The sequence below is a fragment of the Sulfitobacter sp. CW3 genome, from assembly GCF_019392245.1.
Classification (GTDB): Bacteria; Pseudomonadota; Alphaproteobacteria; order Rhodobacterales; family Rhodobacteraceae; genus Sulfitobacter.
On record NZ_JAHXRL010000007.1, the window covers coordinates 111,249 to 133,642 of the forward strand.

Annotated in this window: 22 protein-coding genes; 12 read left to right on the forward strand and 10 right to left on the reverse strand. The window is 57.4% G+C overall.

The window, feature by feature from the left end; all coding sequences use genetic code 11:
* Positions 1–39: 39 nt before the first annotated feature.
* Positions 40–1,107, reverse strand: coding sequence for an aromatic ring-hydroxylating dioxygenase subunit alpha (locus KZZ06_RS15630; RefSeq protein ID WP_219581054.1), 1,068 nt, complete (start codon positions 1,105–1,107; stop codon positions 40–42).
* A gap of 156 nt (positions 1,108–1,263) precedes the next feature.
* Between KZZ06_RS15630 and KZZ06_RS15635 the strand changes: the two genes are divergently transcribed.
* Complete coding sequence (locus tag KZZ06_RS15635) at positions 1,264–1,701, forward strand: MarR family winged helix-turn-helix transcriptional regulator (protein WP_219581055.1); 438 nt, start codon at positions 1,264–1,266, stop codon at positions 1,699–1,701.
* Between the two features lie 3 nt (positions 1,702–1,704).
* Here KZZ06_RS15635 and KZZ06_RS15640 read toward each other — a convergent pair whose 3' ends face one another.
* The 7 genes from KZZ06_RS15640 to KZZ06_RS15670 form a co-directional block, all read right to left on the reverse strand.
* On the reverse strand, positions 1,705–2,289 hold the full coding sequence (locus tag KZZ06_RS15640; RefSeq protein ID WP_219581056.1) for an amino acid synthesis family protein: 585 nt from the start codon (positions 2,287–2,289) through the stop codon (positions 1,705–1,707).
* Entirely contained in the window at positions 2,286–2,870 is a 585-nt protein-coding gene (locus KZZ06_RS15645) for an amino acid synthesis family protein (RefSeq protein ID WP_219581057.1), read from the reverse strand. Before KZZ06_RS15645 ends, KZZ06_RS15640 begins: the two co-directional genes overlap by 4 nt.
* Positions 2,855–3,712 carry a UPF0280 family protein gene (locus KZZ06_RS15650; RefSeq protein WP_219581058.1) on the reverse strand — a complete coding sequence of 286 codons (858 nt, stop codon included), beginning with the start codon at positions 3,710–3,712 and terminating at the stop codon, positions 2,855–2,857. The genes KZZ06_RS15645 and KZZ06_RS15650 overlap by 16 nt, the downstream gene beginning before the upstream one ends.
* Positions 3,709–5,196 (reverse strand): 6-hydroxynicotinate reductase, encoded by a 1,488-nt coding sequence (locus KZZ06_RS15655; RefSeq protein ID WP_219581059.1) that lies wholly within the window; start codon positions 5,194–5,196, stop codon positions 3,709–3,711. Before KZZ06_RS15655 ends, KZZ06_RS15650 begins: the two co-directional genes overlap by 4 nt.
* Entirely contained in the window at positions 5,189–7,936 is a 2,748-nt protein-coding gene (locus KZZ06_RS15660) for a molybdopterin cofactor-binding domain-containing protein (protein WP_219581146.1), read from the reverse strand. Before KZZ06_RS15660 ends, KZZ06_RS15655 begins: the two co-directional genes overlap by 8 nt.
* A complete protein-coding gene (locus tag KZZ06_RS15665) occupies positions 7,936–8,772 on the reverse strand; it encodes a xanthine dehydrogenase family protein subunit M (RefSeq protein ID WP_219581060.1) in 837 nt (278 codons plus the stop codon). Before KZZ06_RS15665 ends, KZZ06_RS15660 begins: the two co-directional genes overlap by 1 nt.
* Positions 8,773–8,859: 87 nt before the next feature.
* Positions 8,860–9,666, reverse strand: a complete 807-nt coding sequence (locus tag KZZ06_RS15670; RefSeq protein ID WP_219581061.1) for a ferredoxin--NADP reductase — start codon at positions 9,664–9,666, stop codon at positions 8,860–8,862.
* 130 nt (positions 9,667–9,796) lie between these two features.
* On the opposite strand from KZZ06_RS15670, the gene KZZ06_RS15675 reads away from it, so the two are divergent.
* Positions 9,797–10,987: an amidohydrolase family protein gene (locus KZZ06_RS15675; protein ID WP_219581062.1), complete on the forward strand. Its 1,191-nt coding sequence runs from the start codon at positions 9,797–9,799 to the stop codon at positions 10,985–10,987.
* A gap of 6 nt (positions 10,988–10,993) precedes the next feature.
* Here KZZ06_RS15675 and KZZ06_RS15680 read toward each other — a convergent pair whose 3' ends face one another.
* The gene (locus KZZ06_RS15680; RefSeq protein ID WP_176248706.1) at positions 10,994–11,866 is read right to left on the reverse strand and encodes an amidohydrolase family protein; all 873 of its coding nucleotides are present in this window, start codon (positions 11,864–11,866) and stop codon (positions 10,994–10,996) included.
* A 111-nt stretch (positions 11,867–11,977) separates the two neighbouring features.
* Between KZZ06_RS15680 and KZZ06_RS15685 the strand changes: the two genes are divergently transcribed.
* Both KZZ06_RS15685 and KZZ06_RS15690 read left to right on the forward strand, forming a co-directional pair.
* On the forward strand, positions 11,978–12,760 hold the full coding sequence (locus KZZ06_RS15685) for a crotonase/enoyl-CoA hydratase family protein (protein WP_219581063.1): 783 nt from the start codon (positions 11,978–11,980) through the stop codon (positions 12,758–12,760).
* Positions 12,761–12,838: 78 nt separating this feature from the next.
* A complete protein-coding gene (locus KZZ06_RS15690) occupies positions 12,839–13,882 on the forward strand; it encodes a TRAP transporter substrate-binding protein (RefSeq protein ID WP_257884402.1) in 1,044 nt (347 codons plus the stop codon).
* Positions 13,883–13,929: 47 nt separating this feature from the next.
* On the opposite strand, the gene KZZ06_RS15695 is transcribed toward KZZ06_RS15690, so the two are convergent.
* Positions 13,930–14,412 (reverse strand): MarR family winged helix-turn-helix transcriptional regulator, encoded by a 483-nt coding sequence (locus tag KZZ06_RS15695; RefSeq protein ID WP_219581065.1) that lies wholly within the window; start codon positions 14,410–14,412, stop codon positions 13,930–13,932.
* Between the two features lie 138 nt (positions 14,413–14,550).
* On the opposite strand from KZZ06_RS15695, the gene KZZ06_RS15700 reads away from it, so the two are divergent.
* The 8 genes from KZZ06_RS15700 (at position 14,551) to KZZ06_RS15735 (ending at position 22,391) form a co-directional block, all read left to right on the forward strand.
* The gene (locus KZZ06_RS15700) at positions 14,551–15,018 is read left to right on the forward strand and encodes a DUF3237 domain-containing protein (protein ID WP_219581066.1); all 468 of its coding nucleotides are present in this window, start codon (positions 14,551–14,553) and stop codon (positions 15,016–15,018) included.
* A gap of 305 nt (positions 15,019–15,323) precedes the next feature.
* Positions 15,324–17,015: a class I adenylate-forming enzyme family protein gene (locus KZZ06_RS15705; RefSeq protein ID WP_219581067.1), complete on the forward strand. Its 1,692-nt coding sequence runs from the start codon at positions 15,324–15,326 to the stop codon at positions 17,013–17,015.
* A 30-nt stretch (positions 17,016–17,045) separates the two neighbouring features.
* Positions 17,046–18,338, forward strand: a complete 1,293-nt coding sequence (locus KZZ06_RS15710; RefSeq protein WP_219581068.1) for a 3-hydroxyacyl-CoA dehydrogenase — start codon at positions 17,046–17,048, stop codon at positions 18,336–18,338.
* On the forward strand, positions 18,335–19,114 hold the full coding sequence (locus tag KZZ06_RS15715) for an enoyl-CoA hydratase-related protein (protein ID WP_219581069.1): 780 nt from the start codon (positions 18,335–18,337) through the stop codon (positions 19,112–19,114). The genes KZZ06_RS15710 and KZZ06_RS15715 overlap by 4 nt, the downstream gene beginning before the upstream one ends.
* A gap of 57 nt (positions 19,115–19,171) precedes the next feature.
* The gene (locus tag KZZ06_RS15720; protein WP_219581147.1) at positions 19,172–20,458 is read left to right on the forward strand and encodes an acyl-CoA dehydrogenase family protein; all 1,287 of its coding nucleotides are present in this window, start codon (positions 19,172–19,174) and stop codon (positions 20,456–20,458) included.
* On the forward strand, positions 20,455–21,222 hold the full coding sequence (locus tag KZZ06_RS15725) for an SDR family NAD(P)-dependent oxidoreductase (protein WP_219581070.1): 768 nt from the start codon (positions 20,455–20,457) through the stop codon (positions 21,220–21,222). The genes KZZ06_RS15720 and KZZ06_RS15725 overlap by 4 nt, the downstream gene beginning before the upstream one ends.
* Positions 21,223–21,231: 9 nt before the next feature.
* Positions 21,232–22,023, forward strand: coding sequence for an SDR family oxidoreductase (locus KZZ06_RS15730; RefSeq protein ID WP_219581071.1), 792 nt, complete (start codon positions 21,232–21,234; stop codon positions 22,021–22,023).
* Positions 22,020–22,391, forward strand: a complete 372-nt coding sequence (locus KZZ06_RS15735) for a VOC family protein (protein ID WP_219581072.1) — start codon at positions 22,020–22,022, stop codon at positions 22,389–22,391. The genes KZZ06_RS15730 and KZZ06_RS15735 overlap by 4 nt, the downstream gene beginning before the upstream one ends.
* Positions 22,392–22,394: the final 3 nt, after the last annotated feature.

Genomic DNA, 22,394 nt, shown 5'->3' on the forward strand with positions numbered 1-22,394 from the left:
TGGTGGGTGGGTGCCGTCTTTTGCGGCTTTTTTTGTGGTTTAGTCGTGTTGGACAAAGACCGGCGAGATTGGCTCGCCCAGATCGTCAGTGGCTTCGGCCTCGACCCGGTCGCGAATGCGCTTGCGATAGACATTGGGCGCTTTATCGATCGCGATACGGATGGGTTTACGCTTTTGCGGGCGCTGCTCCTCTTCGTGCACGGCCTCAAGGATCGCTTTGTCCTCCGCAAAGGCAATCCGGAACATCGCATCCATCTTGTCAGATGCGGCATCATCACCAAGGGCGGTATTCCGCAGGTGCATCCAGTGGTCGATCGTATAATCCTCGGTCACAGGGGTGACGAAATGCAGCGCAAAAATGCGCACGCCTTTGTTGCGTTGTTCTTCGGGAAGTTCAAGCGCAGCATCAGCCGACCCAAAATCAATCACTGCGGTCGACGGCATGTGCAGATAGTAATAGTGCCAGCGATCCACGTTCCCGTCAAAACCGCCGAATTCCTTAAAAAAGCCAATGGGTTCAGCATCCCTGATCCAACGCCACGCGACGATGACCTCGTCCGCGGTTTTCACATGAACCGGCACGTTTTCCGACGCGGCATTCCCCAACGTTGTCGGGTGAACAAAGCTGACATGCGCAGGATCCACCAGATTTTCCGCGACGTTCAGGTAATTCGCATTGATATGCAGTTTGTCACCATGGTGAAGGTGCCACCCGTCTTGCGACAATTCAGGCATGTCAAAAGCCAGCGCAGGGTCGGCCTTGTCGGCGTCGCCCATCCACACGAACACGATGCCATGACGCTCAAGCACGGGAAAACTGTCAACATAGGCGGAGGCGGGTAAATTCGACTGTCCCGGCACGCGCACGCATTTGCCATCCGCCCCGAACGTCATCCCGTGATAGCCGCATTGAATGGTGTCGCCGATCCGTTTACCCTTGGACAGTGGCAACAAGCGGTGCGGGCAGCGGTCTTCCAATGCGGCGAGGTTTCCGTCGCTGCAGCGAAACATCACAAGGTTCTGCGCAAGCAGTGTCAGCGGCACCAGATCCTGGTCAAAATCAGTGGACCATCCGGCGACATACCAGGCGTTTCTGACAAAGGACACATGCGACTCCTTGTGTTAACTGTCTTCATGAAGGACCAAAAACTTGTTAGCTGTCAAACAATATTTATGATCGGTTCTCTTGTGGACCCCAGATAAAAACCATGGGATGATAATGCACAACAAATATGCGATTGCAGTAAAATACTGGACGATACATTGACCGATCTGGCGGAACCACAAACCCAAACGGCCCCTTATCAGCTTGAGGATCAGGTCGGTTTCAAGCTGCGGTTGGCCAATCAGCGCCATCTTGAGATTTTCAATCGCCGGATGCCGGACATCACGCCGACCCAATTCGCCGTGCTGGCCAAGCTACGTGACGAGGCCAAGATCAGCCAGAACCAGCTGGGCCGCCTTGTCGGTATGGACGCCGCCACGACCAAGGGTGTGGTGGACCGTCTGCGCAAAAAGGGACTGGTGCAAAGCAGCCCCTCTGTGACTGACATGCGCCGGCTCGAGATTTCGTTGACCGATGCGGGTGTCGCCTTTACGGCGGATGCGGTTGAAACCGCTCTTGATATCTCGGCCGAAACCGTCGGCAACCTGACCCCGCGCGAGGTTGAACGGTTGCTGACGTTGTTGGACAAACTTTAGACCCTAACGCAGGCCGTCTTTGCCCTCTGCTTCGGCGTGGGTCAGCCCGCCGACCCGCGGCAAAGGGCGCCCGCTGTCGGTCACGGCTACGGCGACCATGATCTCATCCGCGCGTGGCGCATCGTTCAAACGCACCTCGATCCCGTCGAAATGACTGCGCACATACGCCGCATCTTTGTGACCTAATGGGACATCCAGCGCTTGCCCCGGCCCGCCCATCTTTTTCGATGACGGCACAAGGGCGGCCCCCTTTTCAACGGCGACACGCAAGGGTGCGCCCAGTTTGGGGTGCAAAATTGCGGCGGCATGTTCCAGCTCCCCGCCCTCGCCGACCATTGCGGCCTTGCCATAGCTTTCGGCCTCTGCCGGTTCGATCCCAAGGGCAGCCACACATTTATCGCCCAGCAATCCGCCCAGTTCGGCACCAATATCCATCAATGGGGTCAAATCGTCGGTGTAAGAGCCTGCAAAAGGGTTTTTGATCACCGCGACGGCCACGGCCTTGCGTGTTGCGGGCGATATAAGCTGCCCGATCTCGCGGTGTGTTTCTTCGACCCAAACGGCGATTTTGCGAATTTCAGCGCTCATCTTAATCCATCCTCCCCTTTGATGTCTTGGGCATCCAATCCCCCTGCCCGATTGTGCACCCGTGCCCCTGTGGTCATGACCAAGATCACGGCCATTTCATTCGCGCGGGGGCTGTCGTTCAGGCCCACTTCGATTGAATCGAAATGGCTGCGAACATAGGACGCGTCGACATGGGTGACGGGCACATCCAGCCGCACACCAGCCGCGCCGACCTTTTTCGTGGACGGTACAATTGCCTTGGCCCCGCCCAATACATCGCGCATCGCATAGCCGCCCGGCGCATGCCAAAGCGCACCATGCTCCAACTCTCCGCCGGTGCCGACGATGGACCCTTTGCCATAGCCTTCGACCTGTTTCGCCTCAACCCCAAGGGCCGCCAGCAGTTTTTGCGCCATCTCCAGACCCAGCGGTTTAAGGTCCTCCATAAAGGGCTGGATCTCCTCGACATAAGACCCTGCATAGGGGTTTTGGATCACAGCCATCACATATCCACGCTTTAGCGGTGTGTTGGTGCGCGGGCCGCCTTCGTGAAAAATTTCCTCGATACTGGTGACCATCTTGCGGATTATGACGTCAGGCATTTTTGCGGGTCTTTCTGTATTTGTTTCATTCTTTCGGGCAATCCAAGCGTCCGGCTTTGCCCCTGGAGGAACAGCGCGGCACCGTGGATCAGATGCGCAGTACTCATCCGGCTGGCCGCAGCTTTGCCCTGTTCAAGGGCCTGCGCCACATCTGTTTGCGATAATCTGCCAACATGGGTGACGACGGGCGCGCTGCCCAAATCGGTATCGTCGCGCAGGCTGTTCGCCGGAACGCGTTTGATGGCCGGGTGATCCGGCAGATCGACGGCATTGCCCAGTCGGGTCGCCGCCGCATCCGCCATGCTGGCGGACCGTGCGAGAAGGGTTACCGCGTCAGCAATCCCAAGACTTTGGCTGCGACCACGTTGCCCACTTGTGGCGATCCCCCGAATGGGGTCGGCGCTGTTGATCGCGACGGTGCCAAGGCTTTGGCCGTCGGGCGACGCAACTGCGATTTTGAACGTGGCACCGTGGGTCAGGTGCAGGGCAATATCGCCGCCGTTGTTGACATAGGCGCGGGTCAGGTCTGTTGCATCGACCATAGCTGCCAGTATTTCCTCGGCGACTGCGCCAGCGACGCAGATCATCGGCGTGGTCAGCCCATCCGCATGGGGTAGCGCTGCGCGGTACATGCGGCGCGCTATTTTGCCGACTGGTTTGGTACTGACGGGCCTGCGCAACAGGGGAAGCTCCGCCATCAGTTCTGTCAAAACAGTCTCGAACCGCGCATATGCCGCACGATAAGCAACGTCACGTGCACCATCGCAGCCGATGATCAGATCAATCGGGCCATGCGACAAATGCAACCTGTCGCCGGGCAAAAGGGCGGCTTGGGCGTTCATGTATCGCCCTTTGCCCAGCCATAGTTTTCGCGGGCATTCGGATCGGATTGAAGCGATTGTTGCGCAACGCGGCGCACGTCGCGGGTGACAACATCGCCTACGGGTTGGATATGTTCCATATGCCCGCCAAGGGTGCCGTAATCCTCGCGACGCAGGGTAAATTCGATGGGCGCGACCAGCGCGGGCGTGGGGACATAACCAAATGAATTCGTGGGCATATCCATCACGTCAACCATGACGGTGATCCCCCCGCCGGGCCAAACATAGGCTGCCGCGCCACCGCAGGACACATGGGTCAGCGATTCCTTGACCGAGCGGGTCAATCGCACGGGGTTTTCGGTAACACCGGCACGCAAAGACCCGCCAGCACCGCCCATGAACAGCACCGAACATAGTGACGGCTCACAGTTTTCTGCAATGCGTTCCGCGACGACCAGCAGTTCGGGGGTGATTTCCGCAGGCTGCGGTTCAAGATCGTCATCAAGGATGAAATACGCCCATTGTTCGCCTGTGGTCGAGATCATCAACAAACGCAGCCCCGGCCACGCGCGTTTGGGATCGGCAGGGCGCAGGATGGTTAGCGGGTCTTCTACATCGGTGCCACCCCAGCCGGTGCCGGGGTCCGCGACTTGAAAATAGCGCCCGGGGGTCGACCGGCGCCCGTTGATGCGGATACCCGAAGGGGTCATATCCAGCCCCTTGCCGGCCTCATGCTCGCTGAGCACGCCGGTGATGTGGTCGTCGACAACCACGACTTCGTCCACGTGGCCGTACCATTGCTTGGCGAACATCCCAATGGTCGCTGATCCACAGCCAACGCGCATCAGTTTTTCAGGTACGCTGTTGATAACAGGCGCTTTCCCTGCCTCGACCATCATGTTTACGCCGCCGTCAATCGTCATCTCAACGGCCTCGCGATTGCACAGGCGTAGCAACGCATCACAGGTGACGCGGCCCTCTTTCTTGGACCCGCCCGTCAGATGTTCGACCCCGCCCAAGGACAGCATTTTCGACCCGTATTCAGAGGTCATGACATGGCCGATTGCTTCTCCATCGACCCGCACCACGGCGCGTTCGTCGCCAATGTGGCGGTCGGTGTCAATCTTCACCTTGACCCCGCAGTAGGAAAATATCCCTTCGGTCACGACGGTGACCATATCAACGCCCTCGACTTCTTGGCTGACGATAAAGGGGGCCGGCTTATAATCGGGGTAGGTTGTGCCCGCGCCAACGGCGGTCACAAAATCGCGACCGCCTTGGATAACATCGCCGTCCCAATCTTGGGCGTTATTGCCCTGATCCAGAAACGCGACGGCCTTGGCCCCCGACTGGATCACGGTCAGCGGATCAAGACGCACCAACTCGCCCGCATGATTGGCATAGCGGTCACAGGCACCGGATTTGCCTTCGGCGATAAAACACATCACCGGGCAGGCGTCGCAGCGGATTTTCGCGGGCTTGGGGTCGCGCAGATCGTCAGGCATGTCCGGCCTCCTGTAGGGCAGCACGCAGGCGCGTGGGGGTTGCGGGGGCGCGGGTCACTTTTGCGCCCGTCGCGTGATAGATCGCGTTGAATATCGCAGGGGCTGTCGGGATCAACACATGTTCGCCCAACCCTTTGGCCCCGTACGGACCATGGGCATCTGCAATTTCCAATATCAGGGTCTCAATCGGGGGAATATCGCCAATTGTGGGGATCAGATAGTCGTGCAGGTTCTCGGTGCGGCCGGGGATGTACTCCTCCATCAGCGCCATGCCCAGACCTTGGGCGATGCCACCTTGTACCTGTCCTTCGACCAGCAGGGGGTTGATCGCACGCCCCACGTCATGGGCGGCAACAAAGCGCAACGGTTTGCATAGACCCAAGGCTATATCGACCTCGACCACCACCAGATGCGCGGCATATCCGAATTGCGCATAGGGGATTCCCTGCCCGTTTTCATCCAGCGGTTTGATGGGTGGATCATAGGTTTCTTGGGCCATCAGCACATAGCCGTCTGCATTCGGCTCAAGCCGAGATAGATCAAGGGTCTGAACTTGACCTGTATCGGTCACGGTCACTTTGCCGTCTTCAAGCGTGATTGTTGCATCAGGCCCCACATTGGCTTGCAGCAATATCTTGCGGCGTAGCGCCTCGCCCGCTTTCAGGGAGGCATTGCCGGATACAAAGGTTTGCCGTGATGCGGATGTTTTGCCCGCATCTGGCGTAATATCGGTATCGGCACCCAGCACCGTCACCCCGTCAATCGACACGCCGAGCGCCTTGGCAAATATCTGCGGAATGACTGTGTTAGAGCCTTGGCCAATGTCCATCGCCCCTTGGTGCAGCACGACCGTGCCGTCAGGCCGTACCCCGGCCTTGATGGTTGAGGGGTTCGGGAGTGACGTATTCCCGCACCCGTACCACGCGCCGGCAATGCCGACGCCGCGTTTAAAATCACTATGTGTCGCATTGAATTCAGCGCATTCCGCTTTGGCCATTTCCCATGCCGGGCGCAGCGCCTCGAGGCAGGCTTTGATCCCGACACCTTGTTCGAACACCTGTCCGCAGACCGTGGGGACATTGTCGGCCAGTGCGTTTTTCAGGCGGAAATCCAACGCGTCGATCCCCAGCTTTTCAGCAAGCAGATCAAAGGCAGTTTCCTGCGCAATCGCCGATTGCGGCACGCCGAAACCGCGAAACGCGCCAGACGGTGGGCAATGCGTATGAACGGCCCGGCTGCGCGCGCGGTAATCGGTAATGTGGTAAGGGCCAGAGGCATGGACCGGTACACGGTTCGCAACCGTCGGGCCCCAACTGGCGTAAGCGCCAGTATTGAAATCGCCGTCAAACCGTAACCCGGACAAGGTGCCATCAGCCTTGGCACCAACCTTAATCTTGATCTGGGCGGGGTGGCGTTTAGTGGTCGATTGCATCGTTTCATTGCGGGTATAGGTCATGCGCACAGGCCGGCCGGTTTTCATCGCGGCAAGCGCAATAAACGGCTGCAAGGACACATCGATTTTCGACCCGAACCCGCCACCGACTGCGGTCGGGACAATACGGATATCGGCCATCGGCATGTTCATGACCGCGGCCAGTGTTTCGCGGTCCATCCCCGGTGCCTGGGTGCAGGCGTGAACATGCAGGCGGCCATCCACCATTTCGGCAAATCCTGCCTCGGGTTCGATATAGCCATGTTCGACAAAGCTGGTTTTATAGGACGCTTCGACAGTAACATCCGCCGTCTCAAGCGCCGCATCCGCATCGCCGCATTGTACAAAACCGCCGCACATAATGTTGCCTTTGCGGTCTTCAAACAGCAGCGGCGCGTCGGGTGCGATGGCATCATCAATGTCGGATAGCGTCGTTTGCGGGGTCCATTTTACGGGAAAGCTGGTTAGATCCAGCATCGCCATTGCATCCGCATCCCCCACCACGCAAGCGACCGCTTCGCCGCGGAAACGAATGTGGTTAACGGCGAACACAGGTTGGTCGATAAAACCCGGAATAACGCCAAATGCGTTCAGGCCCGGCACGTCTTTTGCTGTCAGAACAGTGTCTACACCGGGGTGATTGGCCTGCCACCCCGCAATATCGCCTAACGTAAAGCTGGCCGATGGATAGGGCGACCGGATCACTCGGGCGACCAGCGCACCGGCGGGGGCGACGTCATCGCCAAATCGCTCGGAACCGTTCACCTTGGCCAATCCATCAAAACGGCGCGCATTATGGCCAAGTTCGGTGGGTGCTTGAACCAGCTGATCGGCGGCATGGGTGCCCACAACGGCGTCGATAATCTTGCGATAGCCCGTACAGCGACACAAAACACCGCCAAGGGCGTCTTGGACCTGCGCATCGCTGGGCTGGGGCACGTCGCGCAGCAACGCCACGGCCGACACCATCATCCCCGGCGTGCAAATCCCGCATTGGGCCGCTTGATGGTGCTGAAAGCTTTCCATTAACGCTTGGGCATCCGGATCGGCTTTGACCAGTCCGGCGAGGGTTTCTACTTTGCGACCCGTCGCCTGTTGCGTGGCCATCAAGCAGGCGCAAACCGGCGCACCATCAACCAATACCGTGCACGCCCCGCAATCGCCCGCATTGCACCCGATCTTGACATCTTTGCGGTCCAGCCGTTCGCGCAACGAATGGGAAAGCCGTTCACCCGGTGTCGGATCGACTTGGACAATTTCACCGTTCAGCACGAACGAAGTCGCCATCGTGGCAGAGGATTTATCCATCATGCGTCCCCTTTCAGGGCAAGGGTAATGGCGCGGCGAATGACCTGTGTTGCTGCCGCTTGGCGATAGTCGGCAGTGGCGCGCACATCCGAAATGGGCGTGAGGCCATGGATCAGATCATCAGTGATCGCATGTGTCAGGCCCTTTGCTGGCAAGCCACGCAAAGCAGTTTCCAACGCCGTCAACCGTTGCGCCACGGGGGATGCTGCACCAATAGCAATGCGGATGTCAGCGACGACACCATCCTTAACCTGCAACACAACCGCCACCATGCAGATCGAGATGACCAGATATTTGCGCGCGCCCAGTTTGACGAAACTCCCCTTGGACCCGTCAGGCAGGTCGGGAATATGGACCGCTGTCAGGATTTCATCCGCAGCGCGGTCGGTTTTACGCACCCCTTGCAGGAAATCACATAGCGCAATCTCGCGCGTGCCTTGGCGCGAGGTCAGCTGGACCGAGGCGTCGAGGGTAAGCAGCGGCGGCACCCCATCGGCAGCGGGCGATGCGTTGCACAGATTGCCCGCAATCGTGCCTGTGTTCTGGATCTGGATCGAACCGACCTCGCGCGCGGCCAGTTTCAGCCCGTCAAATGCAGGGGGTAAGTCGGCCTTTATAATATCCGTCCAGGTGGTCGCCGCTCCGATGCGCCAACCGCTATCTGTTTTGGTCACGCCGCGCAGATCGGCCAGCCGCGAGATATCAACGAGCGTGCCGTCAAAATGACGGTCGCCTTGGGCCGGAAACCAATCGGTCCCCCCGGCGATGATCGACGCAGGCCCCGTGGTCAAAGCCGTCAGCGCATCCTCAAGGGTGGTCGCGGTGATATAGCTCATTGGGGCGTGCTCCTATCTGCCAAAAGTCGTTGGTATGCTAATAAGAATTCGATGCAGTGGATTCTGTCAAATCAATTCGCGCAGGCGCTAGCCGACAAAAGCCTTTTCGACCACAAAAGTGGCGGGCCGGTTGTTGGCACCTTCCTCAAGACCGAACCCTTCGAGCGCCAGCTTTGTATCGGCAAGCATTTCCATCGACCCGCAGATCATTCCGCGATCGGTTTCCGGGTTGATGGGCGGCACACCGAGATCGTCAAAGATTTTGCCCGACGCCATCAGATCGGTCTGGCGCCCCATACGCGGCCAATCTTCACGTGTCAGCGTGTCATATAGGGTCAGCCGTTGGGCAAATTCGCCAATCAACGGATCGCTTTTAAGCGTTTCGACCAGTTCGCGCGAATAGGTCAATTCGCCTGCGGTGCGGCAAGTGTGGCACAAAATCAGGTCATCGAATTTCTCGTATGTTTCAGGGTCGCGGATGATCGACGCAAAAGGTGCGACCCCGGTGCCCGTAGCGAACATCCACAGCCGCTTGCCGGGCAACAGGGCGTCATTCACCAAGGTACCCGTGGGTTTGCGCCGCATCAGGACCGTATCCCCAACCTGCAATTTTTGCAGATGTTCTGTCAGCGGGCCGTAGGGCACCTTGATCGAATAGAACTCCACCTCTTCATCCCATGAAGGTGAGGCGATGGAATAAGCCCTGAACACCGGCTTTTCGGCATTGGGTAGCCCGATCATCACAAACTCACCGGACCGAAAGCGAAAGCTGTCAGGGCGCGTGATACGAAAGCGGAACAGGCTGTCTGTGTAATGCTGCACCTGTGTCACTGTCTGTGCAAAGACGCCCGCAGGTATTGGGAACGGGGTGTCGAGTGTTGCTGCGATCTCCATCGGGGGGTCCTTTTTGCGATTTGTTATATTGTTTGTATACATATGATTATCTGTCAAGTGTTTCATCTTGATTGGTCTGATTTTTCTGTTAGCGTTCAAATGAAACCCAGCTGCTTGAAAGGCGACCCCAATGTCCGACACCCCCGCAAAGCTTGTGATCCGAAATATTGGCATGATCCTGTCTGGTAAGATGGAGGAACCCATCTTTGACGGGGATTGCGTGATCGCAATTGATGGCAAGATCACTGAATGGGGCAAGGAAACGGACATGGATTGCGAGGGGGCGACGACGTTGATCGACGCCCATGGCGCGACCCTTGCGCCGGGATTGATCGACAGCCATGTGCATCCTGTGGTGGGCGATTACACCCCGCGCCAGCAGCAGTTGGGCTGGATTGATTCGACCCTGCACGGCGGTGTGACAACGCTGATTTCAGCGGGCGAAGTCCACATGCCCGGGCGCCCTAACGATCCGGTTGGCACCGTCGCGATGGCGATTGCGGCGCAACGCTGGTACGAAAACTTCCGTCCTTCGGGCGTAAAGGTGCACGCGGGTGCCCCCCTGCTGCAACAAGGGCTGGAGGAGCATCATTTCAAACAAATGGGCGAAGCCGGTGTGGCGCTGATCGGCGAGGTCGGCCTGGGTACCGTCAAAGATGGTAAAACCGCGAACGAGATGGTCGGTTGGGCGCGCAAATACGGCATGCAAAGTACGATCCATACGGGCGGCCCGTCGATCCCGGGATCGGGTTTGATTGATGCTGATATGGTGTTGGAAACCGGTACGGATGTGGTTGGGCATATCAATGGCGGGCATACCGCCCTGCCCGATGATCAGATCATTTGCATCTGCGAAGGCTGCCAAGCCGCGCTTGAGATTGTGCATAACGGCAACGAACGCGCAGCTTTGCTGACGCTGAACACGGCGCGTGAATTGGGCAAGCTGGACCAACTGATATTAGGCACTGATGGGCCTGCAGGCTCTGGTGTGCAGCCCTTGGGCATCATGCGGATGGTGGCGCTGCTGTCGTCACTGGGCGATATCCCGGCTGAGATTGCGTTCTGCTTTGCCAATGGCAACACCGCACGGCAGCGCAAGCTGGACACCGGATTGATCGAGGCGGGCAAAGCCGCTGATTTCGTGATCATGGATCAGGCGCAACATGCGCCGGGCAAGAACCTGCTGGAATCAGTACAGCAAGGCAACCTGCCCGGTGTCGGCATGATGGTGATTGATGGCATCGTACGGAGCATGCGCAGCCGGAATACGCCGCCTGCCACACGTTTGCCCGAGCTGCTGAAAGGAACCGTAGGGGCGTAAGCGCCCCTAGCTGGCCCCCAGCAACCGCATCGCATTTTCCTTGAGGATCAGCGGGCGGACCTCGTCTTTGATCGCGATTTTCTCGAAATCCGCCAACCAGCGTTCGGGCGAGATCATCGGCCAGTCCGACCCGAACAACATCTTTTTCTTGAGGATCGAATTGGCGTAGCGCACCAGAATGTCGGGGAAATACTTCGGCGACCAACCGGACATGTCGATATAGACATTGGGCTTGTGCTGCGCGACCGATAGCGCCTCTTCCTGCCAAGGAAAGCTGGGATGCGCGAGGATGATTTTCAGGTCGGGGAAATCAACAGCAACATCGTCCATATACATCGGGTTTGAATATTTCAGCCGCATGCCGTTGCCACCGGGCATGCCCGACCCAACACCGGTTTGTCCGGTGTGAAACAGCGCGATACCGCCTTCTTCGGCGATGGCTTCGTACAGCGGATAGGCGATGCGATCATTGGGGAAAAACCCTTGCATCGTTGGGTGAAACTTGAACCCTTTGATGCCGAAATCTTTGATCAGGCGCCGTGCCTCGCGCACCCCCATCTTGCCCTTCCAAGGGTCGATCGACGCAAAGGGGATCAACACGTCGTCGTTTTCGGCAGCAATCGCTGCGACCTCTTCGTTTTTATAGCGGCGGTATCCTGTCTCGCGTTCTGCATCGACGGGAAAGATCACGGCTGCGATGTTTTGTTCACGGTAATGCGCTGCGGTTTCTTGTACCGTTGGCGGGTGTTTCCAAGGGGCACCGAAATAGCTGGCCATCGTTGACTGCAAATCGTCATAGCCGTCGTCAGAGTGACAACCACAGGGTTCTTCGGCGTGTGTGTGGAAATCGATGGCACGAATTTTGTCAAAGTCGATCATGAAGGTCGCTCCCTGCTTAGGCTTTGTGCAACTTTGGTACAAAATATATTGCTATTCAATAGAACAATTGTTCTATTCACCTAAATTGAATGTCCCAAGGATAATGCCTCTATGACCCACGCCGTTGCCAACCCCGATGTTCTGAATGTTGACCTGCAGGGTAACATCGCGGTGCTGACCATGACGCGCCCGGACAAGCGTAATGCGATGAATGATGATTTGCTTGGCGCGCTCAAGGCGTTTTTCATGGACCCGCCCAAGGACGCGCGCGCCGTGGTGCTGACCGGGACCGCCGGGCATTATTGTTCGGGGCTGGACCTTAGCGAACATGTCAAACGGTCGACCGAGGAAACGCTGTACCATTCGCGGGGCTGGCACGCTGTGATGGACATGATCCAGTTCGGCGGCTTGCCTGTTGTGTCCGCGATCTTTGGTGCAGCGATTGGCGGCGGGCTGGAACTGGCGACATCGACCCATGTGCGTATCGCCGAACCATCCACGATCTTTCAACTGCCCGAAGGGCGGCGGGGCATCTTTGTTGGGGGCGGCGCGACCGTCCGTGTGGGCCGTATTCTTGGTGCCGACCGGATGACCGAAATGATGCTGACAGGCCGCAAGTTCAACTCCGAACAAGGCGTTCAACTGGGACTGGCACATTATGCCGTTGGCGAAGGGGAATCGCTGGCGATGGCAATGGATCTGGCGGGCAAGATCGCGCGCAATGCACCGATGTCGAATTACATGATGATCAATTCGATCAGCCGGATCGATGATATGTCAAAGGCGGACGGGCTTTATGTCGAAAGCCTGAGCGCGGCGGTGTCGCAATCTGGCCCCGATGCCGACGAAGGGCTGCGCGCGTTCTTGGAAAAGCGGGCCCCGACATTCCGCTAGCAAATTACCGAAATGTCGCGCAACCTGCGACATTACATAAGCAGCGAAAAGCTGCATCATCAACTCTGGGAGGAAACGATGGATAGACGTTCTTTGATTAAAACCGTGGCAGCGGGTGTTTTCGCAAGCGGTATGTTTGCTGGCACGACCGCATCGGCTGAAACAACAACACTACGCCTGCACCAGTTCTTGCCGCCTGTCGCGACTGTGCCCAAGCATATTCTAAAGCCGTGGGCAGAACGCGTTGAAGCCGCATCCAATGGCACCCTGAAAATTGAACATTTCGATGCCATGTCGCTTGGTGGTCGCCCGCCGGAATTGATGGACCAGGCGATTGACGGTGTTGTCGATATGTCGATGACAGTGGTCGGATATACCCCCGGTCGCTATCCCAAGACCGAAGTGTTCGAACTGCCCTTTATGATGACCGATCCGGTCGCAACATCCGAGGCATTCTGGCAGTTGGTCGAGGATGATCTCCAAAACGGCGAATACAAGGACCTGAAAGTTCTCGGCGCATGGGTGCACGGCCCCGGTGTGATCCACACCAAAGACCCGGTGACCAAGCTGGAAGACCTTGCCGGCAAAAAGCTGCGTGGCCCGACACGGGTGATCAACGATATGCTCTCCGAGCTAGGTGCGACGCCGGTGGGCCTGCCCCTGCCCGGCATCCCCGAGGCCTTGTCCAAAGGTGTTGTCGAAGGCACCGTGATCCCATGGGAAGTTACCCCGTCGATCCGTCTGACCGAGCTGGTAACCAACCACACGGAATTCACCGGACCAGAATCGCTTTATACGGCGACAATCGTGCTGGTGATGAACAAGGATAAATACGAATCCCTGTCGGATGAGCAACGCGCCGCAATTGATCAGGAATCCGGTGTTGCACTGAGCAGATTTGCCGCTCAGGTGATGTTTGATTATGACGCGCCCGGTCGTGCGATTGCCGAGAAGAATGGCAATAACATCATTGAACTGGACGCAGCAGAAGTTGCCCGTTTCAAGGACGCTGCGCAGCCGGTGATCCAACGTTGGGTGGCCGAGGCTGAAGGCAAAGGCTTTGACGGGCAGGCGCTGATTGATCACGCCAAGGCATTGATCAAAGCAAAATCAGAAATGTGATAGTGCAGGGGCGGCCCATCTCGGGCCGCCTCATTCGGGCACGGTAATCAGTCTTCGACCAGCTTCAAAAGTATCGCATGCAGGCTGTCACGTTCAGCGTGGCTGATGTTGGCGAATATGCGATCTTCATGGGCAATAATTGCCGCACGCACCCTGTCATGCAGCTGATGCCCTTTTAGCGTGGCGCGCAGCGCATAGGCCCGCCTGTCAGACAGGGCACGTTCACGGCGGATCAAATCCAACCCTTCCAGTTCGTCTACGATAACCACCATCCCTGACCGTTCGATCGACAAGGCGGCGGCTACATCACTTTGGTTAATGTCAGGGTTTCCGATCACGACGGACAGCACAGACATACTGCGCTGGCTTAGATCAAAGCCCAACAGCAATTCACGCAGGTCCCGCTGGATTGTCACCCAACTGCGCTTGATCAGATATCCGGTGAAATCTGGTAGCGCGCTCTTACTGATCGGGGTCAACAGTTCGCCGTTTTGGGCAGTGCCCGTGGAAGTGCGCGCTTGTGTGGTCATTGCCTGCCTGCCTCATTATGTTCTGACACCGAACAGTATTCCGATCCGACGATTTTATGCAAGGCTGATGCAGGGGCTTGTTTGCGGTCGCCCCGCTATTGCATGATCGCTCAAACATCCGCACCGCCAAGGAACCACATGTCCCGTTTACCTGCCCCCGTCCTTCGCCATGTGACCGATCTGACCGTCACATTGGACCCGATCCGACACATGAACCATGGTCGCGCAGGGGTCCGCCGGATTATTCCGATTGTTGGCGGCACCGCAAAAGGGCCGGCAATCAATGGCAAAATCCTGAACGTCGGTGCTGATTGGCAGACACAATTTGCAAGCGGGTTGACCGAACTTGATACCCGCTATGCGATTGAAACCGACGATGGCGCAACGATTGAGATCAAGAATTATGGCTACCGGCACGGCCCTGCCGACGTGCTGGATGCGTTGGTGCGCGGCGAGGAAGTTCCCCCTGACGCCTATTATATGCGCACCCATGCGCGGCTTGAGACCGGCGATGACCGCTATGCTTGGGTGAACCATACCCTGTTTGTCGGAAATGGTGCGCGTCTGAACGGGCTGGTGCAAATGTCGCTCTTTGCGATTGATTGAGTTTACCGTCGAAATTCCCCGTCTGACGTAAAGAAGGGCTTTCTTTCTGGGGACAGGCATGTTCAATTTTGCCTCGTATTGCGCGGATCATAGCATGGGACGGGACCGAAACCCGCCAAATCCTGCCAATTGTCAGTTTGCGGAACTTCGTTCCGTTATGCGGTATTGGCAGATGAGGTTTTAACGCTTAGGCTACGCAAATCAGAGTCGCGGACAATCGTGGAGGAGCGTTCGCAAAGGCTTGTTTAGGGAGGGGTATATATGGCCGAGAAATCGGAAGGACTGCCAATGCGGGGTGGCCGTTTATGACGGGCATGACGATGGAAGAGGCCATTCGCCACACCGTTGCCACCAACCCGACATTCGAGGTTGTTGAGGCAAATGTACGCGGTGTTACATACCGCACCTTCAAGAATATTCCCGGTACTGTGGCCGCATTGGTACAGGCCAGCCGTGAACAACATGACAACGGTGCCGCTGAATTTCTGGTCTATCAGGAAGAACGCTGGACCTATGATGAATTCTGCGCGCAGGTTCATCAAATCTCTCGCGGGTTGCGCGACACGTTAGATATCCAAAAGGGCGACCGCGTTGGCATTGCCATGCGCAACTATCCCGAACTGCTGATGCTGACGCTGGCCATTGCGTCGGCGGGTGCCGTTGTGGTGTTCGTGAATGCGTGGTGGACCACCGAAGAACTGGATTATGCCCTGCAAGACAGCGGCGCGAAAACAATCTTTGCTGATGGGCCCCGATTGGAACGGATGCTGCCGCTCCAAGACAGCCTCGGCCTGCGTTTGATTGGTGTGCGTGATGGCGAGGGGATGACCGATCATTCCGTGACCGCGCTGGCCGCTGATATGCCGGATACTCCCATCGACGGTATCACTTTGGATACGGATGATGATTTTGCCGTGATGTATTCATCTGGCAGCACGGGCAAGCCCAAGGGCGTCGTGCAGACCCACCGCAGCGCAGTTAGTGCTGTGTTTACCTGGCTTATTCAGGCGGTCGCGGCTCCTTTGGTCAACCCGCCCCAACCCGGTGATCCCGAGCCACCCCGCCCCTCGGGGTTGGTGGTCACGCCGCTGTTCCACGTCACTGCCACGCATCCGTTGTTCCTGCTCAGCCTGCCAGCCGGGGCTAAAATCTCGTTGTTGCATAAATGGGATGCAGAGGAAGCCGTTCGCGTGATCAACCGCGAAAAAGTCACGCGTTTTCTGGGCGTGCCCACACAATCTGCCGATCTGCTAGAGGCGGCGAAACGGATGGGGGAAACTCTGCCAACGCTCACTTGGCTGGGTGCTGGTGGTGCCAAACGCCCCGCTGCCCAAGTTGCGCAGTTGCAAGGGCAGTTCCCTGCCGCTGAAATTGCCACCGGCTGGGGCATGACCGAAACCAACGCCCTTGGCATTGGCATGGTCGGCGAAGAATACAACAAACGTCCCGATGCGGCTGGCAAACTGCACCCGCCGCTGCAAGACGTGCGGTTTCTGGATGATAACGGCAACGATGTGCCCGTCGGCCAACTGGGTGAAATCACCGTCAAAAGCCCTGCCAACATGCGCTGTTACCTCAACAAACCAGAAGCCACCGCCGAGACGATGCAAGACGGCTGGCTGCGCACCGGTGATCTGGGTGTGATCGACGAAGAAGGGTTCATCACCATTCTGGACCGCAAGAAAAACATCATCATCCGCGGCGGTGAAAACATTGCTTGTCTGGATGTTGAAGGGGCCTTGCACACACATCCCGACGTGATTGAGGCATGCGCCTTTTCCGTGCCCGACGAACGGCTGGGTGAAGTCGTGGGTGCCGCGATTCAGATGCGCGACGGCAAGGTAATGAGCTGCGATGACATGGCCGCCCATCTGGACGGTCGCCTCGCCAAATTCAAAATACCGCAACAATTGTGGTGCCAAGACGGGCCTTTGACCCGTGGTGCCACCGATAAAATTGACCGCCGTGCGATCCGCGCCGCGTGTCTGGAACTTTAGGCCCTTGGGCCTTTGCTGAAAGGAAGACAGATGAACCACCCCTCAGACGAAGAAATCGGTGCCTATATTGGCGCTGCCGGTAAAGCCGCTTGGGAGGTTCCGGGCCTGCCCGCCGACACCAAACTGCGCGAGATTAAATCGGTGGGCATTATCGGTGCCGGCACCATGGGCGGCGGCATCGCGATGAACTTTGCCACAGCTGGCATTCCGGTGACCATCGTTGAAACCACCCAAGAAGCACTGGACCGTGGCCTGAAGGTCGTGCGCGGCAACTATCAGCGCAGCAGCGACAAGGGCCGTTTCCCCCAAGACGAAGTCGAAGCGCGGATGGACCGTTTCAACGGCCAGCTTGAAATCTCTGCCCTTGCCGATTGCGATCTTGTGATCGAAGCTGTGTTCGAAAACATGGAGCTGAAGCGCAAGATTTTTACCGAGCTTGACCGCGTGATGAAACCCGGTGCCATTCTGGCCACCAATACATCGGCGCTGAACATCGACGAAATCGCCGCGATGACCAAACGCCCCGAAGACGTGATCGGTCTGCACTTCTTTTCGCCTGCGAACGTGATGAAACTGCTCGAAATCGTGCGCGCCAAGCATACTGCAGATGATGTTGTTGCGACGTCGATGGACCTCGCGCAGAAGATCAACAAAATCGCGGCATTGGTTGGCGTTTGCCCCGGCTTTGTTGGCAACCGCATTCTGTTTGCCCGCCAAATTCAGGCGAACAAGCTGTTGGCCAAAGGGTTGATGCCTTGGGATGTTGATGCTGCGTTGAACTCATTCGGGTTCAAGATGGGGCCGTTCCAGATGTCAGATCTTGCAGGTCTGGATATCGGTTGGTCCAAAGGGGCCAAGACCGATAACCCGATCCGTGACGCGCTGTGCGAAATGGATCGTCGGGGCCAGAAAACCAAAGCCGGTTTTTACGACTATGACGAAGCCCGCCGCCCGATCCCGTCGGATGTGGTTGCAGACGTGATCAAAGACATCACCGGCGCTGAATCTTCGTCGATGTCTGCAGATGAAATCATCGAAATCTGCATCTATCCAATGATCAACGAGGCCGTCAAAATCCTCGAGGAAAACAAGGCACAGCGCCCGTCGGATATCGATGTGGTCTGGTTGAACGGCTATGGCTGGCCCGCCGACAAGGGCGGCCCGATGTTCTATGGTGACATGGTCGGCGCCCAAGCCGTGCTGGACGTGATGGAACGCTTGGGCGCAGAAGACCCCGCCTTTGCCCCCGCGCAGTTGCTGCGTGATCTGGCGACAAGCGGCGGAAAATTTACCGAGATTGATACCGGAGGGCTGAAAACATGAGCTATGAATTCATCAAGACCGAGAAAAAAGGTCATATCCTGATCGTCACCATGAACCGGCCCGAAGTGTACAACGCCGTTCATGCCGAAATGCACCAAGAGATGAGCGATTGCTGGGATGCTTTTGCCGCCGACCAAGACCTATGGGTCGCGGTTCTGACCGGTGCGGGCGACAAGGCGTTTACCGCAGGCAATGACCTCAAGGCGACGGCATCGGGCGGCTCAAAGAAAACGCTGGCCCCGACGGGTTTTGCCGGTCTGTCATCGCGCTTTGATCTGGAAAAGCCGATTATCGCGGCCGTGAACGGGTTCGCCATGGGCGGCGGTTTTGAAACGGCGCTGTCTTGCGACATTATCCTAGCCGCCGACACGGCCAAGTTCGCCCTGCCCGAAGTCAAAGTGGGCTTCTTCGCCTCTGCCTCGGGTGTGCAGCGTTTGTCGCGCTATATCGGGCGCCTTGCCGCGCAGGAACTGATGCTGACGGGCCGTACAATTGACGCCGCCGAAGCGTTGAAACTGGGGTGCTGCAACGAAGTGATGCCAGCCGATCAGCTGATGCCACGTGCGATGGAACTGGCGGAGCAGCTATGTTCTGTCTCGCCATCCTCGGTCAAAGCGACCAAGCGGATTTTGAACAGCATGAACGTGGCCGAAGGTCTGCCCGAAAGCCTTGAATACAGCCGTGTCGTCCAAGGCGATCTGGCGCAAACCGAAGACTTCAAAGAAGGCGTTCAGGCCTTTGTCGAGAAACGCAAGCCCAACTGGGTCAACAAATAATAATCGAAATTAACAGCCGGGAGGCACCGAATGTCACATAACGAAGCAATGGCCGGGATGAATAATCTGGAAATGTCCGAAAAGTCCAAGCCGCTTTTGGCCGCCGTGATCAAACATATCCGCGAAAACGTCGATCCGATTACAGAGGAATACTTCCGCTTGGGTGAAGGCCGCGCCGATCGCTGGTCCCATGCACCGGGCCAGCTTGAGCTGCTGGAAACGGCCAAGAAAAAGGCGCGCGAAAGCGGGCTGTGGAACTTCTTTTTGCCCAACGCCGAAACTGGCGAAGGTCTGTCGAACCTCGATTACGCTTACATCGCGGCTGAACTTGGCAAAAGCCCGTTGGCGTCTGAATCGCTGAACTGTTCGGCACCTGACACCGGCAACATGGAAGTGTTGGAGCGGATTGGCACGCAAGAACAAAAAGACACGTGGCTCAAGCCGCTGCTGGCGGGTGAAATCCGGTCGGCATTCGCGATGACCGAACCCGATATGGCGTCTTCGGATGCAAAAAACATCTCCACCTCGGCTGTGCTTGAGAACGGTGAATGGGTCATCAACGGCGAGAAATACTATATCTCGGGTGCCGGTGATCCGCGTTGTAAGATCATGATTACAATGGTTAAAACATCGCCAAACGCTGAACCTTTCCGTCAGCAGTCGCAGATCCTCGTGCCCATCGACACCCCCGGTGTCGAGATCATCGGCCCAATGCATGTGTTTGGTCACGACGATGCACCGCATGGTCACATGCACATCAAATTCACCAACGTCCGCGTACCCGAGGCGAACATGCTTTGGGGTGAAGGCAAAGGTTTTGAAATCTCTCAAGTGCGTCTTGGACCTGGCCGTATTCACCACTGCATGCGGTCCATCGGGGCGGCAGAAAAGGCGTTGGATCTGATGATCGAACGCGGTCTGAGCCGTGAAGCGTTTGGCAAAAAGATCATCGACCTTGGCAAGAACATGGAAACCATTTCCCGCGCCAAAATCGAGATCGAAGCCATGCGCCTGATGGTTCTCAAAGCGGCCAAGGCAATGGACGTTCTGGGCAACAAAGAGGCCCGCATCTGGGTGAGCATGATCAAGGCGATGGTGCCAGAAAAAGTTTGCAACATCATTGACCAAGCAATGCAGGTTCATGGTGCGACCGGTATTTCACAATGGTCGCCGCTGTCCGGCATGTACACGTCGCAGCGCACCTTGCGGTATGCAGATGGTCCCGATGAAGTACACCACCACGTTATCGCCCGGGCTGAGGTCAAGGATTACCAAGAATCGAACCTCCGCACATCCCGCGCCCGCGAAGAAATCGCGACAGGTCGGACACGGGGCGGCGTATGACCCTGTTTAATCTAACCGGAAAGGTGGCGCTGTTAACCGGTGCCTCCAAAGGCATGGGGCTGGCGATGGCCAAAGCCCTTGCCGAGCACGGGGCGACAGTTGTCATTTCGGCGCGTAAGCAGGATCAACTTGATGCTGCTGCCGCTGAAATCAACGCGCTTGGCAAAGGCAAAGCATTCGGCGTGGCGTGCAACGTGGGCTACAAGGAACAGCTGCAAGCATTGGTCGACAAAACCCATGAACTGGCGGGTAAAATCGACATCGTGATCGGGAATGCGGGCGTGAACCCCTATTACGGGCCAACGTCGGAAATCCCCGACGATGCCTATCAGAAAACCATGAACGCCAACGTGCAGTCCAACCTATGGCTGGCGCAGATGGTTGCCCCTGACATGGTCGAAAAAGGCGCGGGATCAATGGCCTTCACGTCCTCCATCGGGGCGTTCAAACCGTCGGTGATGCTGGGCACCTATGGCATGTCCAAGCTGGCCTTGATCGGGCTTGTGCGCAACCTCGCCGCTGAATTCGGGCCCAAAGGCATCCGCTTTAACGCGATTTGCCCCGGACTGGTGAAAACCGAATTCGCGCGCGAATTGTGGGACAATCCCGAAGTTGAGAACCGCATCAAAAACGAGATCCCGCTGCGCCGCTTGGGCGAGGCCGAAGATTTTGCGGGGCTTGCTGTATTCCTGGCCTCTGACGCCAGCCGTTACATGACCGGTCAGGCGCTGACCGTGTGTGGCGGATCAAACATGTGGACGTGAGGGGCTGATATGGAACTGAAGGATAAAATTATCGTCGTCACCGGTGCCGCCAGCGGTATCGGCAAGGCGATGGCAATTCGTTTCGCTGCCGAGGGTGCCAAGAAAGTCGTCTGCGTCGATCTGAACAAAGACGGCGCACAAGAGGTGGCGGACAGCATCGGCGGCGTAGCGTTCGGCGTCAATGTCGGTGTCGAGCAAGAGATCGCGGACATGATCGAAGCGGTCGAAACTGATATCGGCCCCATCGATTTGTTCTGCTCGAACGCGGGGATTTTGACGGCTGGCGGCATGGAAGTGTCCAATGACGATTGGCAGCGGATTTGGGATATCAACGTAATGTCCCATGTCTGGGCCGCGCGTCATCTGGTACCTCGCATGACCGAACGGGGCGGAGGCTATCTGCTGAACACCGCGTCGGCCGCAGGTCTGCTGAACCAGGTCGGATGTGCGCCATATGGTGTGACCAAACACGCGGCTGTTGCCTTGGCCGAATGGTTGGCGATGACGCACGGCGATGACGGGATCAAGGTTTCGGTGCTGTGCCCCCAAGCCGTGCGCAGTGAAATGACCCGTGGTCACGAGGAATCTGTAGCGGCTCTGGATGGCATGTTAGAGCCTGAACCCGTCGCAGAAGCCTGCGTCGAGACGATCCGGAATGAGACGTTCCTTGTGCTTCCACACCCGCAGGTGTTGGATTACATGCGCAAGAAAACCGACAATTATGATCGTTGGATTGGCGGGATGCGCAAGCTGAACCGTCAGTTCGGGGACATCCGCAACCCTAAGAAAGCGCCATCATGATCGGATACACAACAGTCGGCACGACCGATATGGAACGCGCCAAAAAGTTCTATTGCGATCTGTTCGACAGCAAAGGTGCCAAGGTTCTCGTCGATGCGGGACGTATTGCCATGATCGGCACCGGGCGCGGCACCCCGATGATCGCGGTTTGTGAGCCCTACAACAAAGAGGCCCCCACCCCCGGCAACGGTGTGATGGTGGCCTTTACCGCCGAGACAAAACCGGAAGTGGATGAAATCTATGCCCGCGCGATTGAGCTGGGGGCGACCTGCGACGGCCCTCCGGGGCAGCGGGTGCCGGACCGTTTTTATGGTGCGTATATCCGCGACCATGACGGCAACAAGCTGTGCTTTTTCAAGTTCGCCTGACCT

Bases quoted from the DNA above. Each gene is read 5' to 3' on its own strand.
- KZZ06_RS15640 (WP_219581056.1), bottom strand. From the start codon at position 2,289: ATGAGCGCTGAAATTCGCAAAATCGCCGTTTGGGTCGAAGAAACACAC.
- KZZ06_RS15645 (WP_219581057.1), bottom strand. From the start codon at position 2,870: ATGCCTGACGTCATAATCCGCAAGATGGTCACCAGTATCGAGGAAATT.
- KZZ06_RS15650 (WP_219581058.1), bottom strand. From the start codon at position 3,712: ATGAACGCCCAAGCCGCCCTTTTGCCCGGCGACAGGTTGCATTTGTCG.
- KZZ06_RS15655 (WP_219581059.1), bottom strand. From the start codon at position 5,196: ATGCCTGACGATCTGCGCGACCCCAAGCCCGCGAAAATCCGCTGCGAC.
- KZZ06_RS15660 (WP_219581146.1), bottom strand. From the start codon at position 7,936: ATGGATAAATCCTCTGCCACGATGGCGACTTCGTTCGTGCTGAACGGT.
- KZZ06_RS15665 (WP_219581060.1), bottom strand. From the start codon at position 8,772: ATGAGCTATATCACCGCGACCACCCTTGAGGATGCGCTGACGGCTTTG.
- KZZ06_RS15670 (WP_219581061.1), bottom strand. From the start codon at position 9,666: ATGGAGATCGCAGCAACACTCGACACCCCGTTCCCAATACCTGCGGGC.
- KZZ06_RS15675 (WP_219581062.1), top strand. From the start codon at position 9,797: ATGTCCGACACCCCCGCAAAGCTTGTGATCCGAAATATTGGCATGATC.
- KZZ06_RS15680 (WP_176248706.1), bottom strand. From the start codon at position 11,866: ATGATCGACTTTGACAAAATTCGTGCCATCGATTTCCACACACACGCC.
- KZZ06_RS15685 (WP_219581063.1), top strand. From the start codon at position 11,978: ATGACCCACGCCGTTGCCAACCCCGATGTTCTGAATGTTGACCTGCAG.
- KZZ06_RS15690 (WP_257884402.1), top strand. From the start codon at position 12,839: ATGGATAGACGTTCTTTGATTAAAACCGTGGCAGCGGGTGTTTTCGCA.
- KZZ06_RS15695 (WP_219581065.1), bottom strand. From the start codon at position 14,412: ATGACCACACAAGCGCGCACTTCCACGGGCACTGCCCAAAACGGCGAA.
- KZZ06_RS15700 (WP_219581066.1), top strand. From the start codon at position 14,551: ATGTCCCGTTTACCTGCCCCCGTCCTTCGCCATGTGACCGATCTGACC.
- KZZ06_RS15705 (WP_219581067.1), top strand. From the start codon at position 15,324: ATGACGGGCATGACGATGGAAGAGGCCATTCGCCACACCGTTGCCACC.
- KZZ06_RS15710 (WP_219581068.1), top strand. From the start codon at position 17,046: ATGAACCACCCCTCAGACGAAGAAATCGGTGCCTATATTGGCGCTGCC.
- KZZ06_RS15715 (WP_219581069.1), top strand. From the start codon at position 18,335: ATGAGCTATGAATTCATCAAGACCGAGAAAAAAGGTCATATCCTGATC.
- KZZ06_RS15720 (WP_219581147.1), top strand. From the start codon at position 19,172: ATGAATAATCTGGAAATGTCCGAAAAGTCCAAGCCGCTTTTGGCCGCC.
- KZZ06_RS15725 (WP_219581070.1), top strand. From the start codon at position 20,455: ATGACCCTGTTTAATCTAACCGGAAAGGTGGCGCTGTTAACCGGTGCC.
- KZZ06_RS15730 (WP_219581071.1), top strand. From the start codon at position 21,232: ATGGAACTGAAGGATAAAATTATCGTCGTCACCGGTGCCGCCAGCGGT.
- KZZ06_RS15735 (WP_219581072.1), top strand. From the start codon at position 22,020: ATGATCGGATACACAACAGTCGGCACGACCGATATGGAACGCGCCAAA.